The organism is Vibrio minamisatsumaniensis (assembly GCF_050337445.1).
Lineage (GTDB): Bacteria > Pseudomonadota > Gammaproteobacteria > Enterobacterales > Vibrionaceae > Vibrio > Vibrio artabrorum.
Genome location: NZ_JAKJSY010000010.1, coordinates 63,483 through 78,835, shown reverse-complemented (window position 1 = coordinate 78,835; position 15,353 = coordinate 63,483). Strand labels below are relative to the sequence as shown.

Annotated in this window: 10 protein-coding genes; all 10 read right to left on the bottom strand. The window is 46.0% G+C overall.

The window, feature by feature from the left end; all coding sequences use genetic code 11:
• Positions 1 to 97 precede the first annotated feature (97 nt).
• Positions 98 to 1,510: a phosphoglucomutase/phosphomannomutase family protein gene (locus tag L4B77_RS01940; protein WP_429748238.1), complete on the bottom strand. Its 1,413-nt coding sequence runs from the start codon at positions 1,508 to 1,510 to the stop codon at positions 98 to 100.
• 74 nt (positions 1,511 to 1,584) lie between these two features.
• On the bottom strand, positions 1,585 to 3,990 hold the full coding sequence (locus tag L4B77_RS01935) for a glycoside hydrolase family 94 protein (protein ID WP_429748237.1): 2,406 nt from the start codon (positions 3,988 to 3,990) through the stop codon (positions 1,585 to 1,587).
• Between the two features lie 130 nt (positions 3,991 to 4,120).
• Complete coding sequence (locus tag L4B77_RS01930; protein ID WP_429748236.1) at positions 4,121 to 6,052, bottom strand: beta-N-acetylhexosaminidase; 1,932 nt, start codon at positions 6,050 to 6,052, stop codon at positions 4,121 to 4,123.
• Between the two features lie 12 nt (positions 6,053 to 6,064).
• Complete coding sequence (locus L4B77_RS01925; RefSeq protein ID WP_261838033.1) at positions 6,065 to 6,949, bottom strand: glucosamine kinase nucleotide-binding domain-containing protein; 885 nt, start codon at positions 6,947 to 6,949, stop codon at positions 6,065 to 6,067.
• Positions 6,950 to 6,951: 2 nt separating this feature from the next.
• Positions 6,952 to 8,673: a glycoside hydrolase family 9 protein gene (locus L4B77_RS01920; protein WP_429748235.1), complete on the bottom strand. Its 1,722-nt coding sequence runs from the start codon at positions 8,671 to 8,673 to the stop codon at positions 6,952 to 6,954.
• Between the two features lie 98 nt (positions 8,674 to 8,771).
• The gene (locus L4B77_RS01915) at positions 8,772 to 9,767 is read right to left on the bottom strand and encodes an ABC transporter ATP-binding protein (protein ID WP_372065068.1); all 996 of its coding nucleotides are present in this window, start codon (positions 9,765 to 9,767) and stop codon (positions 8,772 to 8,774) included.
• Between the two features lie 86 nt (positions 9,768 to 9,853).
• Positions 9,854 to 10,837: an ABC transporter ATP-binding protein gene (locus L4B77_RS01910; protein ID WP_429748234.1), complete on the bottom strand. Its 984-nt coding sequence runs from the start codon at positions 10,835 to 10,837 to the stop codon at positions 9,854 to 9,856.
• A 2-nt stretch (positions 10,838 to 10,839) separates the two neighbouring features.
• Positions 10,840 to 11,865, bottom strand: coding sequence for an ABC transporter permease (locus L4B77_RS01905; RefSeq protein WP_261838029.1), 1,026 nt, complete (start codon positions 11,863 to 11,865; stop codon positions 10,840 to 10,842).
• 2 nt (positions 11,866 to 11,867) lie between these two features.
• On the bottom strand, positions 11,868 to 12,854 hold the full coding sequence (locus tag L4B77_RS01900) for an ABC transporter permease (RefSeq protein WP_261838028.1): 987 nt from the start codon (positions 12,852 to 12,854) through the stop codon (positions 11,868 to 11,870).
• Positions 12,855 to 13,021: 167 nt separating this feature from the next.
• On the bottom strand, positions 13,022 to 14,704 hold the full coding sequence (locus L4B77_RS01895) for an ABC transporter substrate-binding protein (protein ID WP_429748233.1): 1,683 nt from the start codon (positions 14,702 to 14,704) through the stop codon (positions 13,022 to 13,024).
• Positions 14,705 to 15,353 lie beyond the last annotated feature (649 nt).

Genomic DNA, 15,353 nt, shown 5'->3' with positions numbered 1-15,353 from the left:
GTACTTTAATCAAGTACTGGGCAAGCGTTCTTCATCTATAGGCTTTAACAAGGCAGTGGTTTGTTAAGCCTTATACAAAACTGCTCACTCTATAAGCCTATAGAGAGAGGAAGTCTTTCACTGTTTGAAGAACATGTTCTGCGGTGTCTTTGTCTTTCATTTCTGCGAAGATTCGTAGTAATGGCTCTGTTCCTGAGAAGCGAGCAATGACCCAGCCGCCATTCTTGAAGTACACCTTAGCCCCATCTTCATAGCTGACTTTTTCAATGTCGTATTCAAATTCAGGCAGTTGTTTCTCTACGTAGATTTTCGTGTAGAGCGCTTCTTTCTCTGAAGGCTTGAACTTGCAATCTCCCTCAGAGGTATAGGCATAGCCGTATTTAGAATAGATTTCATTCAGTAACTCAGATAACTTTTTACCTGTCACACTGATCATCTCAACCAGTAAGCTTGAAGCGAATACACCATCTTTACCTTTGATGTGACCACGAATGGTTAAGCCACCCGAACTCTCACCGCCAATTAATGAGTCATCGGCTTCCATTTGCGAGCTGATATGCTTAAAGCCTACAGGAACCTCAAAGCTTTTTTCGCCATGATCCTCTGCTATTTTGTCGAGTAGGTGTGTGGTTGCGATATTACGAACGACAGACCCTTTCCAGCCTTTGTATTCCAGTAAGTAGTAGTAAAGCAGGAGTAGCACTTCGTTAGGGTGAATAAAGTGACCTTTTTCATCGATGATGCCTAAGCGGTCAGCATCACCATCAGTACCAATGCCAATGTCATAGCCCTCTGCAGCAACTAAGTGCTTCAAGCGATAGAGCGTTGCGGCATTTGGTGATGGCATCAAGCCACCAAAATCTGGGTTTTTGCCATCGTTGATCACGTCGACATCACAGCGACCGTTAATCAGTACTGTTTGCAGAGCATTTTTTGCCACGCCAAACATTGGATCAATCAGTACACGTAGGTTAGCTTGCTTGATCGACTCGATGTCGATGAAGTTGATGATTGAATCAACAAAGTCATTCATCGGGTTGATGATCTCGATTTCTTGGTCATGTAATGCTTGTTCGAAGTCAACGCGGATAACGTCTTCGCTGGTCAGTGTTGCGATTTGCTGTTCGATCTTCTCTGTGATGATCTCATCGGCATCGCGCCCACCTTCAATGAACACCTTGATGCCATTGTAGTCTGCTGGGTTGTGAGAAGCGGTGATACACGCTGAGTAGGTGCATCCCATCTCTTTTGCTTGGAACATCACAATAGGCGTTGGAACGAATTTGTCTATAAAGCTGACTTTGATGTTATTGGCTGCCAATACTTCAGCAAACCAACATGCGGCTTTATCGGAAAGGAAGCGGCGGTCGTAACCGATGACGAAGCCATTTTTTGCTGCATCTTCGTTGTTAATAATGTTAGCAAGCGCCTGTGCTACCAAGCGAACGTTTTCTCTGGTGAACTCTTCACCAATGAAAGCGCGCCAACCACCTGTACCAAATTTAATCATGAGAAAATCCTTTTAGTCTCACTGTCTCAAGCTGATTTGGGCTTGAGACAGGAGCGGTTCGTTAAATTGCGAGACTAGCCTAGAACAACGACAATATCGTTGACGCTGCCTTCTGCTTGTACTGGGATTACGCCTTCAACTGACTCACCATTGATAGTGATCGAAGCGACCCCTTTACTGACTGCATTCGGGTTTTGCACTGTGATGTTGTAAGTCGCGCCACGCCATTGACGAGTAACCTCGAATTCGGGCCAATTCGTCGGGATACAAGGATCAACCGTTAAGCCTTCAAAGCCGGTACGAACACCAAGAATGAAGTTGGTTACCGCGAAGTAAGCCCAACCAGAGGTGCCCGTTAACCAAGGGTGGTTTGCACGGCCATGGTCTTGGTGATCTTTACCCATGATGAATTGCACGTAGGAGTATGGTTCTGCGTAGCGCGTTTCAATCATGTCGTTTTGGTTGTACGGGTTCAGGGCATCGTAGAACTTCATCGCACGGTCACCACGGCCAAGTTTTGCCTCGGCTACCCAAGCCCATGGGTTCGGGTGAGAGAAGATTGCACCGTTCTCTTTAACACCTTGGTAAACGCGAGTGACGAAGCCGATATCATCGTTTGGTGTTGCAAACGATGGAGAATTTAGATGTAGGCCGTATTCAGAGAAAAGATTCTCATCAACGGCGTCCATCGCTTTCTCGCCGCGTTCTTGAGAAACTGCACCAGAGAGAACAGCTAACGTGTTTGATTCAAGGTGAACTCGGCCTTCAGCTTGTTGTGCGGTGCCAATTTTGTCGCCATTTTTAGTCAGACCACGGATGTACCAGCCACCCTCGTCATCCCAAAGGTGGGTTTCACACGCTTCGCGAACATTCGCTGCCATTTCTGTGTATTTAGCAACGTCAGCATCGTTATTGCGGAACTTAGCAAGATCTAGGAATTCTTGTAGCGCCCAGAAGTGTAGGAATGAAACCATTGAAGATTCACCGCCACCTAGGTTCAAACAGTCATTCCAGTCAGCACGAAGGCCTTTACAGATACCGGTTTGACCCACGTATTCAGCAGAGAAGTCTAATGCTGCTTTCATGTGATCATAAACCGTTGCTTCGCCCCCATCTGCGTATGGAATCATGTCATCAAAGAAATCGTGTTCACCGGTTTCCATTACGTACTTGATGATGGTTGGAACGATCCATAGGTGATCATCAGAACAGGTGTCTTCAATGCCGTGGATCTTGTCGTCATCGGATGGTGTTGGAACAACCGTTGGCGATTTGGAAGGTTCAACGTCAGCTTTCTCCGGATCAAACCAATCTGGATCGAATAAGTGCAAACCGTAGCCCGCTTTCACTTGGCCACGAAGCAGGTCAATAATGCGTTTCTTGGTCATTTGTGGGTTGGCATGAGGCACTGAGATAGCATCTTGCGCCGTATCACGGTAACCAAGGCCAGTACGGCCACCCACTTCGATGAAGGATGCAAAGCGTGACCACACCACACAAGTTTCCGCTTGGTATAGCGTCCACGTGTTGATCATGGTGTCTAAGCCTTCGTTTGGCGACTTAACTTGGAATTTGTTGCGACGCTCGTCCCAGTGATCTTTGATGCCTTGGAAAGCAGCATCTACGTTGGCTGTGTCTTGGTACTTCTCACGTAGGCGTTCACCGTTGCCTTTACCGATACCGAGTACATACGCAAAGCGAACTTCTTCACCGGGTTGAATCGTAAATTGCTTGTGCAGAGAACCACAGTGGTTGTAACAAGTTTGCGCGCTGTTAGAACACTTACCGTTTTCGACCGCAATCGGGTTTGCTTCATCACGGTACATGCCAAGGAAGTTGTCACGTTGGCCATCGTAGCTGTCTGGTGAGAAAGTTGAAGCTAGGTAGTAGAAGCCTTCAAAGTCGTTAGTGTTGTAGTACAGGTCGTACTCCAGAACGCCTTCTTGGTAAGACGTGCCGGCAGAGTACAAAGACATCTGATGGTTTTGGTTGTCTGATTGAATGTGACTGAAAGAGAACTCAACAAACGAGAAGGTACTGATGGTTCTTGGCTTGTCTGTGTTGTTCTTCAGTACCACATCCCAAACTTCGGCATCTTCGCCCTTAGGTACGAATAGGGTTTTGGTTGCGGTAATGCCGCTGTACTCACATTTGAATTTTGAGTATGACAGACCATGACGGACTTCGTAGTTCGCGTCATCTAGGCTTTTTGCCACTGGCTGCCAAGAGATAGACCAGTAATCCCCCGTTTCATCATCACGTAGGTAAACATAGTGCCCTGGACGGTCGAAAGTGCCGTTTGGACGGAATTTAGTAACACGGTTGTATTCCGGAGAATTGTAGAACGAGTAACCGCCCGCATTGTGCGAAATCACGGTACAAAACTTTTCAGTACCTAGGTAGTTGGTCCAAGGTGCTGGTACGTCAGGGCGAGTGATGACGTATTCGCGATTGTCGTTATCGAAATAGCCGTATTTCATTGTCATTTCCTTTTTAACAAACTGCCTCTATGCAGCTAATTTTTAAATAGTGAGGCTGAGTCTTATCGGACTGAGCATCTTAATTTGAGTCAGCAAGCTCTCAATGTGAGCCTGCTATGTTTTTGTTTTCTTAAGTTTTCCAAGGGTTGCGATACTCGACATTGAGTCTGTCGAGTAATGGCAGATGCCCCTTTAGGCGAGATAGGTAATCTCGCCAGTTTCGGTTGTTTTTATGTGTCCAACATCCTTCAGCTAAAGCGCTCATTCTTGGGAATACCATGTAATCCATACGCTTTTGGTTGGTGATGATCTCACACCATAGAGCACACTGAATTCCGCGGATCCGTTTACGAATCGGGTCGGTGTCGGAGATTTCAGCAAGTGCTTCGTAGGTATAAGCTTGTTCTAATGGGATAACCGCTGCCCAATCGACCCCCGGCTCCTCCGGTGCGTAATCTTGGGTCATGTCGAGATAAGTAAACTGCGCAGGTTGCAGCACCACATCAAAGCCTTGGCGAGCGCAATTGACAGCGGCCTCTTCACTGAGCCAAGAATAGATGATGGTCTCTTTGCTCACCTTGTCGCCGTGTTGCGCCTCTTCCCAGCCAACCATACGCTTGCCCAGTTGCTTGAGTTTGTTCTCGGCATAACGAAATAGGTGACCTTGTAAGTCTTTGCTGTCTTGATATTGATGCTCTTTCATTAGAGCTTGAGCGGCAGGGCTGTTGGTCCACACGCCGAGGGGGACTTCGTCTGCACCCATGTGAATTAATTCGCTAGGAAAAAGCGCTGCGACTTCTTCAATAACGGCATCTAGGAATTGGTAAGTGCCCGGTAACCCCGGATTTAGTACGTTGTCGTTGTAGTGCTGAATGCTTTTGTAGTGTGTGGTGTCTGCTTGCTCTACCAGCATATCAGGCAGTGATTTGATCGCGGCGCGGCAGTGACCTGGGATATCAATTTCAGGGATCACGGTGATACTGCGTTGTTCTGCGTATTCAATGACGCCACGAATCTGCTGCTGTGTGTAAAAGCCACCATAGTTATCTGCAATGTGAGTATATTGAGGCTCTAATACATGATCAGGGCCGCGCCAAGCGCCAATTTCTGTTAGCTGAGGCAGGCTCTTGATCTCAATCCTCCAACCTTCATCATCAGTGAGGTGCCAATGAAATACGTTGAACTTATAGTGTGCCAGTTGGTTGATTAACCGCTTCACTTGTTCCACGGAGTGGAAGTGACGAGCGCAGTCCAACATCATGCCGCGATACTGAAAACGAGGTTGATCGATGATTTTGCAACATGGAATGGCGAAGCGCTTGATACCCAGCGGTTGAACTAATTGAATTAGACTGGCTACGGCATGCGTAAAGCCAGACTGACTACCGGATTCAAGTATGATCTGCTGTGCATTGATGGCGAGCTTATAATGGGCTTCGTCTAACGTCGGATTGCTGCGAAATAGAATGTCGCCACTTTCGTCTTTTGAAAGCGCATTCGAAAGAGACAGTTCAAAAGCAGAAAGTAACTCTTGTTGTAGCCAACAGACCGCCTTATCAGCAAGATGAGATTGAGCGTCAATCTTACATTCGCCAGTTAGCGTGAAGTTACCGGGTTGAAGTTCGATCTGATTGGGTTGAGGAATTAACGCCACTTGAGCGGCATTGACTTCAGGAATTTGGTTGCGTTCACGGTAGGGTGAAGCCAAAACAATCGGTGATATAGCAACGGGCAGTACCGATGTTTCTCCTTGGTGATGAGATTGAATAAAGGCATCATTTAGACCATCCGAATAGAAGCGGAATGGGGCGCTTTGAATACTGAATTCAAAGTAGTAATGGTTATTGGCCATTAATACGAGCGAACTCGGTTTGAATGAGCAATAGCTGCCAACTTGAGTCAGCTCACCTTGCGATAAACTTTCAGGAAGGATGAATCGGTCAAAGGCAAAATGCAGTGACCAATCTTTTACGTCGAAGTCACTTAAGTTATGTACGGTAAGGCCAAGTCGGCAGTTATTCTTTTGTTCAGAAAGAACAGCAAAGTCGATGCGATAATTCATATAACTACCCTGCTAAGCCGATTGATACAAGTTATGTTGTGATTTACCGGCAAACATCAATGCGCCTTCGATAGCGTCAAATTGAGGTTTAACGATCCATTGTTGAACAGGGGGGGATAACCAATGGAGAATGCGCTCTGCGATACTGCCCATTAAGCACACCTTGTCAGCCCCTTTTCGATGCAGTGCTAAGACAAACATTTCGATATCAGCTGCGGTTTGCTTGAGCAGTTCGATGGCCAACTCATCGCCTTCATTAGCGAGTTGAAAAATGATCGGAGAAAATTGGCCGTAATCCTTTGGAATCGCGCCTTTCGACCACGCCACGATAGCATCCACATCATGATTAAAGTGACTCATAACATGCTGAGTTAGCGGGGTTTTACTGCGAATGCCGTCCTCTGCTAACAGGACTTGTTGAATTAAACGTAAGCCCATAACCGCGCCGCCGCCTTGGTCTGAAATTGGGAATTCACGACCACCAACAACATGTTGCTCACCGTCTTTTAGATAGATGCCACATGAGCCTGTACCACCAATCATGATTGCGCCGTCTTGGCCATTGTGAGCACCGATACACGCGCCATAAGCATCGGTATTTAATGTCATGCTGGCGAAAGGGTGGTCTTGTTGCATGAATCCTAGCCATGCTGATTTTTGTTCAGCACCAGCCAGTGCTAACCCGACATGCATACGAGAAAAATCGTTGGAGTCGAGTTGCCCTTGTTGTGCCGCTTTTGTGATGGCATCAATAATGGAGCTCATCGCAACATCAACACCCAAAAGGATGTTGGCACTGCCGCTCTTTGCTTCACCGATGAGTTTGCCTTGGTCATCTCGGATTCGAGCTCGGCAAGAGGTACCACCACCATCAATGCCTATGTAGTAAAGAGTCATGATTATTGCTCCCTACTCGATGTAAAATGACTGAATTGTGCAGCGGTCGCCAACAAGTACCACGCGCCATGAGGGATCCATTGTTCACCCCAGCGCCAGTTTTGTAGCATGTCTTCTTTTTGAGCGGGTGGATTGAACGCGATGTCTTGTTCATCCTCAAAGCCAGCCGTGATGCCGTTACAAATACCGCCTTTCGCATTGAAGAAACCAAGCTGTGGTAGGTAGTCGGGGTTGTTATGACCGTGACCATCAAGCATGCACATGTGGTAAGGGTTCAATCCCAAAATCCAATCAAGGCTGTTTTGTGAAAGTTGGAGTAAGCGCTTTTTAAGGGGCTCATCTTTAATGTGTGGTTGAACGAAATACGCCATGGTTGCAATGGAGCCAAGACGCGCGTTTTCACCTTGCCACCAGTAGCCGGTTTCGTTCTGTTGTGCGACAAAGAAGGCATCACGTTTATCACCATCGACAGACTTAACGTACTGTCTTGGGTAGCCAAACGGGTTGGTGACTTTGTCGGTGATGTTGATTTCGAACTGACAAGCTTGCTCAACCGCAACACGTGCTTGTTCTTTCAACTTAGGGTCCGTTTCATGGTCGATGTATTCGCATAGTGCAATCACCGGAAGGCCAGCTTCTGCGGCATGAAAGTACGGTCGAGTGCCATTAGAGTTCGCGGACCAGAAATGCTCAAAGGAATCATCGGATTGCTGACGAGAGAGCAATCGTTCAGCCCAAGTTCTTGCTTCTGATAGATATCGTGAATCTTGTGTTACTCGGTACAACTCATTGGCGGCGAGTAGGGCGCAATACTCATCGATGATGTTCTCTTCACCATCGTTTAGGTATTGCAGATTGTACTCTTTTAAGTGCCAGTAACCTTTGATAGCCGTATCAAGATAGGTTTGGCTAGAGTAATCGCCACTGCTTTCCAGCTCAGCCGCCGCAGCCAATGCTGCGATAGCAACACCAGCACCTTGACGGTAGCCCGCTTGTAAGTCTGTTGATTTATGCCCTTCTTGAGTGGCATACGCGCAGATGTCGCGCTGATTGATATCTTTGCTCCATTTGTCGAATACCGTCATGTAGAAGTAACCAGCGGTGTCTTGCATGCGTACTAAGAAATCCGCACCGAATAGCGCTTCTTCAGTCAAGCGGGTCATCGAGAATTTAGGGAAGTCTGGGTTATTGTGGGTCAAGCGAACGCTTTTTAGCATGTTCCAAACGACCATGGGAATTTGTTGTGGGTTGAGGTAGTTGCCATAAGATAAGTGGCTAAAATACTTACTCACGTCACCTGATGCATCATACCAACCGCCATGCACGTCAATATATCTGTCGGTTCCCAAGATCTGTGCTTGTCGATCTTTCTTGTCAAAAATACCGCCGCAACGTTGAGACTTAAAGTAATGAATCACATCAGAAAATGTGTGGTTCATTAATAGGTTGCTACCAATCTCAAACACTTCTGAACGCAGGTTGTCAAAACGTAGATAGTAGCGACCAGATTCAGTGGCTGAACTGAAATCGATAGTGAAGAATTGCCCTTGATGCCAATTTGCTACGCGGCCTTGTTTAACCACATCAAAACTTCCGACAGTCATATGGTTGTCAGCACAGACGAGCAGAGCCGTTGTGCTAGATAGGCGAGCTTTTTTCGTTTGTAAGATAGCTTGCTTGGGGCCTGTGGACTCATAGCCAATATGGTTGGTCAATAACAGCATCAATATTCTCCGACAGTCCTAGTTTCTATTGGCTAGGTACCAGAATTGGTTTGGATAAAAATAGTTAGAGCCCAGAGACCCTAACTCAGTTTTAATCTTTAGCTTTCGTGTAGGTAGCAGCGAACAAAGTGGTTGTCTGCTAGTTGAGTTACACCCGGTAACTGCTCTTTACACTTGTCCATCGCTTGAGTACAACGACCTGCAAATGGGCAACCGACAGATGCTGGAGTCCAAAGTGGGATTTCCCCTTTATTACCCGCCAGTTTTTCGTGGATCGATTTTTTAGGATCTGGAACGGCAGAAACAAGAAGTTGCGTGTAAGGGTGTTGAGGGTTAGCTATCACGCTATCGGTATCACCCCATTCCACCATATGTCCCACGTACATCACTGAAAGATCTTCAGCGATATAACGCGCGGTTGCGATATCGTGAGTGATGTAAAGAAGAGACATCTGCTTCTCAAATTTCATCTCTTCCATTAGGTTTAAAACACCAGCACGAATGGAAACGTCTAGCATTGACGTCGGTTCATCGGCTAGCACAACTTCTGCACCGACCGCAATGTTACGTGCTAGGTTGACACGTTGACGCTGGCCACCAGACAGTTGGTGAGGGTATTTTGTTGATGTCTCTTTTGGCGGAATTAACCCCACTTGCTCTAGAAGATCATATACGCGCTCTTCAAGTTCTTTCTTATTGCCCGGAGTGACCTTTTTATGGATCAACAGTGGTCGAGCAATGTGGTGAAAGATGTTGTGTGTAGGGTTAAGAGAGCCAAACGGGTCTTGCCATACCATCTGCACACCTTCACGGTAATGCATCAGATCTTTTCGGCTCGAAATCTCTTGGATATCACGGCCTTTGTACTCAATGGTACCGCCCGAAGGCGCATACATTTTTGCGATCATTTTGGCGGTTGTGGATTTGCCTGAACCAGACTCACCAACCACCGCGAGGCCACGACTCTTGTACATCTTGAATGACACGTCGTTAATTGCACGCATCATCGGGGTTTGAATGGTGGTACTGCTTATTGGGAAGTCTTTTACGACATTCTTACCTTCTACCAATAATTGACCGAAATCTTTACTCATAATTGTCTCCAGAATCCTTGTTCGCTTTGCTTGCTTTTGGCAGTCGATCTGCCTTGTTCATTACTCACGCTGACTAAGCGTGCAAGCTATAGCTTCCTTTGTACTATTGGGTCACCGTACAAGTGGCAGTTAGACAAATGTCCCGCTTCGATAGCACGCAGCTTGGTTGGCACCTTGGTACACGTTTCGTGTACGCGGTCACAACGTGCTTGGAAACGACACCCTTCAGGAATCTCTAATAGATTCAGAGGGTTACCTTGGATGCCGGTTAACTTTGTCTTTGGCCCTATTAATGGGGGAAAAGAACTGCCCAGCCCTTTGGTGTAAGGGTGGTAAGGGTTTTCTAGAATATCTTGAGAGTTCGCGACCTCAATCAGTTCACCTGAGTACATGATGCCGATGCGGTCAGAAAACTCGACCATCAATGACAAGTCATGAGTAATGAACAGAATTGAGAAGCCAAACTCTTCTTTTAGCGCATAGATTTTTTGTAGGATTTCGCGTTGAACAACCACATCAAGTGCTGTTGTCGGTTCATCCATAATGATCAGCTTTGGATTCAGAGCTAGCGCAATAGCAATAACCAAACGTTGACGCATGCCACCAGAAAATTGGTGAGGGTAGTCAGTTAATCGACTCGGGTGAATGTCGACGATTTCAAGCAGACCTTCAGCTCGTTTTTTCGCTTGTTCACGCGTCATATTGGTGTGACGCATAATCACATCACAGAACTGCTCTTCCATGGGTAATACAGGGTTGAGTGCGTTCATCGCACTCTGGAAGACCATCGACATCTCGCTCCAACGGAACGACTGCATACGGTCATCACTGTATTCCAAGATGTTCTCACCGTTGAAGATAACCTCACCACCACTGATATAAGCGGGTGGCTTATGTAAGCGCATTAAAGAGAAAGCGACCGTTGATTTACCACAGCCAGATTCACCAGCAAGGCCAAATACTTCACCTGGGGCGATATCGAAACTTACGTTGTTACAAGCACGAACATCGCCTGAGTCTGTGATGTAATCTACGCATAAATTGCGGATAGAAATTAGTGGTTCAGACATGATTATTTATCTCCGCTCCAAAGTGCATTTTGTGGTGGTAGTACTGGTTCACGTTCGTCTTTATCTTGCGCCGCGAGTTTTTTCCAACGCTTCATGCCTTTGTGAGAACGCAGTTGTGGGTTGGCAATTTCATCGACAGCGAAGTTAAGCAGAGCAAGACCCGTTACCAGTAGTGTCAATGCGATACAAGGAGCCAACAGTTCCCACCAAGCGCCAATCAACATTGATGAAGAGGTTTGAACGTTGTACAGCATGATGCCCCAGCTGATTGTGTTCGGGTCACCAAGACCTAGGAACGAAATCGTAGCTTCCATCATGATTGCGTACATCACCGAACCGATGAAGCTCGCCCCAACGATAGAGATAAGGTTTGGCAGAATCTCGACGAAGATGATGCGGAATGAAGATTCACCCAAAACTTCAGCGGCTTTTACAAACTCTTTTTCACGCAGTGCTAAGGTTTGGGATCGAACAACACGGGCCCCCCAAGCCCAGGACATAAAGCCAATAACTAAGGTGATGGTGAGTGGCCCTGCCTCACCGATAAAGGCGGCCACTACAAACAGTAATGGGTATTGAGGAATGACTAACATGATGTTCATTGCGGCGGTTAGAACGTCATCGACACGACCACCGAAGTAACCTGCAGAAACACCAATAACCGTTGCGAGTAAACATACGGTGAGACCCGCACCAAATCCCACAGCTAGAGATACGCGTGCGCCGTATACCACTTGTGACCAAACGTCACGGCCCATACGAGTAGTACCGAGTACATGGTCTGCGTTTTTCGACATAATTAATGTACGACGATCGTCCGCTAGATTCTGAGCAACCCAGCCATCAGGATTCGTTTGTGCTGACTTAACAATGAAACCAGGGTATTCGTGTGGATTACCTGTACGCTTGTCTGGTACGTGCTTAGTGATTAATGGAGCTGCAATCGCACCAAGAATAAAAACACTGAGGATGATGACACCAGTCAGGGCCATCGGGTTACGCCAAATGAGTTTTAAAAAGTCTTTCATGATTATTTACCACCCTTACGAAGACGAGGATCAAGAACAACGTAAAGCATGTCTGCAACTAGGTTAAAGAACAGCATGAATAGCGTCATGATAAGCAGCTGGCCTTGCAGTACTTGGTAGTCACGAGCGTTAATTGCATTGAAAAGTACGCTGCCTAGGCCTGGGTAGTTAAAGATGATTTCGATAATTAACTGACCACCAATGGCCATACCTAAAGACATCGAAAGCGCAGTGACACTTGGCAGCATTGCATTACGAGCGGCGTAGTTGAATACCACTCGGTTTTCGCTCAAGCCTTTGCCTTTCGCCATGGTGATGTAGTCTTCTGCTAGCAAGTTGATCATGTTGTTACGCATGTTGACTAAGAAGCCACCAATTTGAACAACAGAAGCACAGAACAAGGGTAAGAAGGCATGGTAAGCGACATCTTTAATGAAAGCCCAGCTTGTCCAATCCGGTATCGTACCAGCGGTGTAGGCGTAGCCTGTTGGGAACCACTTTAAGCCAATTGCGAAGGTGAATAGTGCAATCATCGCAATAACAACTTGAGGAACGGCTTGTAGAATCAGCATCCCAGGTGTCACAAAGGCATCGTATTTACTGCCGCGTTTCCACGCTGCAAAAATACCGAGTATGGAACCAATAGAGAAAGAAAGAATAACCGCGGTGCCCGCTAAGAAAAGCGACCAACCGAATGCACCACCTAATAGCGTATTCACTGACAGTGGGTAAAATTGAATTGATGTACCAAGCTCCCAGCTAAGAATATTTTTCATGTACGCAAAGTATTGAACCAAATAGCCACCATCAACGAAGCCTAATAGTTCTTTCATTGCAGCAATACGCTCAGGAGTAACTTGTACAGAAGCATTTGCAAACATCATGGTAACTGGGTCACCAGGCATTGCTCTTGGAATAATAAAGTTTAACGTCGCAGCAACTAATAGCGCGACAAAATAAAATGACAAACGTCTTAAAAAATAACCCATAACTCACACCTTACTCACCCAGATTGTTTCCCTGTTTCTGGATTCAGGTCGCTCCTAGCGAAATTTGGAACGAAAAACCCCCTGACGACGAGCGCCATACATTCAATAGAGAGTGTGGGGGTTTATAAGCGGCGTAAGAAGTTACGCCGCAAAGATTGAACGAATACTTATTTAACTGGTTTTAGGTCCAGTACATGAAGTAGACGCTCTGGAATACCAGCCCAAATGTTTGGACGGCCTTTTGGATTTTCTTCGTTCCACCAACCAGTGAAGCGAGTTGTGTTGTATTGGTACATGTAAGCACCAGACATCACAGGGATTGTCACTTGATCTGCAGCGATGATTTGCTGAATACCATGTGCAATATCTAGCTGTTTGTTCTTATCAGCTGTTTTGTAGAAGCTGTTAAGTAAGCCATCTAGCTTGTCGTTTTTGTAGAAGTGCATTGCGAAGCGAGGCATACCATCACCAGATTGAAGTGCTGAGTTGTAAGCACTGTTCCAGTAAGTGTATGGATCCGCACCGTGGAAGTAGTTTGTGTAAGCTACGTCATACGTACCTTCAAGCATCGCTTGGTTGTAGACAGAGAAGTCTGGAGTACGCGCTTTCGCTTGGATGCCTACTTCAGCCAGTTGCTCTACAGCGAGCTGTACAGTGTTGTTGAAGTCAGTCCAACCGTTTGGTGATTGAATTAGAAGCTCAAAAGACTTACCTGATGGTGTGTCAACAAAACCATCGTTGTTGACATCTTTGAAGCCCGCTTTCTTAAGTAGCTCTTTAGCGCCTTCAACATTGTACGTGTTGTAGCCTTTGTATTTGTTGTGAACCTTTTCATCAGACCAAGCTTCAAACGCGTAGCCTAGACCCGATGCGAAGTCATTTACTGTACCGCCACCGTAGAACGCGATGTCAATAATCGTTTGACGGTCAAGCGCCATCGAGAATGCGCGACGGAAGTCTACGTTAGTGAGTGCTTCTTTTTTCGCTGGATCTGGATCCTTGAAGTTAACGATGAATGCCTGTGTGCCTGAAGGCGGGTACCAGTAGTGATGCTTAGGGCTTGCGGCTGCGTATGTGCGGTCGATATCAGGGATGAACGAAGACGTCCAGTCCATCTCACTGTTGACAACTTTACCTAGGAACTGGTCATTGTTTGCAATTTGTGGAACTCGTAGACAGTCAACATCTAGGTTATCGGCATCCCAGTAGTTCGGGTTTGCACATTGAATGTACAGTTGAGCGGTAAACGTATCGATTTCTGTAAATGGACCAGAACCCACTGGATTTTCATTGGTGAATGTTGATGGGTCTTTGATGTCTTTCCAGATGTGTTTCGGTACGACAGGAACCTTAACGATTTCATAAGGTACGTTTGAGTTCGCTTCTGTTAAGTTAAACTTAACTTGGTAGTCGTTCAGTTTTTCTACAGAAGTGACCCAAGAGTTGATTCCCGATTGGTCAAGCTCTGGTTTCTCTTTTACGAGGTTGAAAGAAAAAACAACATCATCAGCAGAGAAAGTTTCTCCATCAGACCATTTCACACCCTTACGAATGTCGAAAACAACGCTCATCAGATCATCTGACATTTTGAAGCTTTCAGCTAGACGGAATACTGGCGTGTTACCGTGCATTTCGTTAAATACGACGAGTGGCTCATACATAAAGTCAGTTGTCGTATGTAGGTTAGTCGCACCAAGGTACGGGTTAAAGTTACGTACAAAGGTGGTGTACTCTTTCGGGTGAATAGTCAACTCACTGCGTTCTGCAGCGGTTGCTACTGATGCGAAACCTGTTGTAGCAGTTGCAATAATTGCTGTTGCTATTGCTGTTTTTTTTATATTGGCAAGCATAGCTGTTCCTTACTATTTGCTTTCATTTCACTAATGGATTGAATGTTATCTGTCGCTAAAATCATTTAGTTGACACACACTCTAGTTAAAGGCCTACCTCTTTTCTGTTACTCAAGATTTGTCGCGTCTTCTGAGAAGTGATAAGAGTGGCCTGTAGGCCTTTGGCAGGAGTAAGAAAACACCTTATCGATGAAATAATCAAACTTGTTTCCCGTTAAAAACGTTAAAAACATACGTTCATACGTCATTAACGTCAAAATAGGGTGGTTTTTTGCACGGAATTGTTATAGTGATGTGACTCGCAAATGAATTTACATTGCTCGTGATATGTGAGTGCTTACTTGCCCTTTTGCCCTTTAATTGCCGCTTGTTCCCACGTGTTTGTGTAATTGTAGATCTTGGTCACTTGTCGGTTTTACGTTAAATTTCTCTAGAAAATTAAATCTGCCGTTCTGTTGTGACTCGCTTCTCAAACTACAAAAAAGGGTCAGCCAACGGTGAGAAATAGTCAGGAATCGAGCGAGTAATGGAGACTTTTCAGAGGTGCGTTAGATCTCAAGTAACGTGATGTTACCCTTGTTTAAAGGTGTAAAAAAAGTACTCTTAGGTCGATGCGGTTGTTCTTCGAATTGAAGTGTTCGGCACAAAA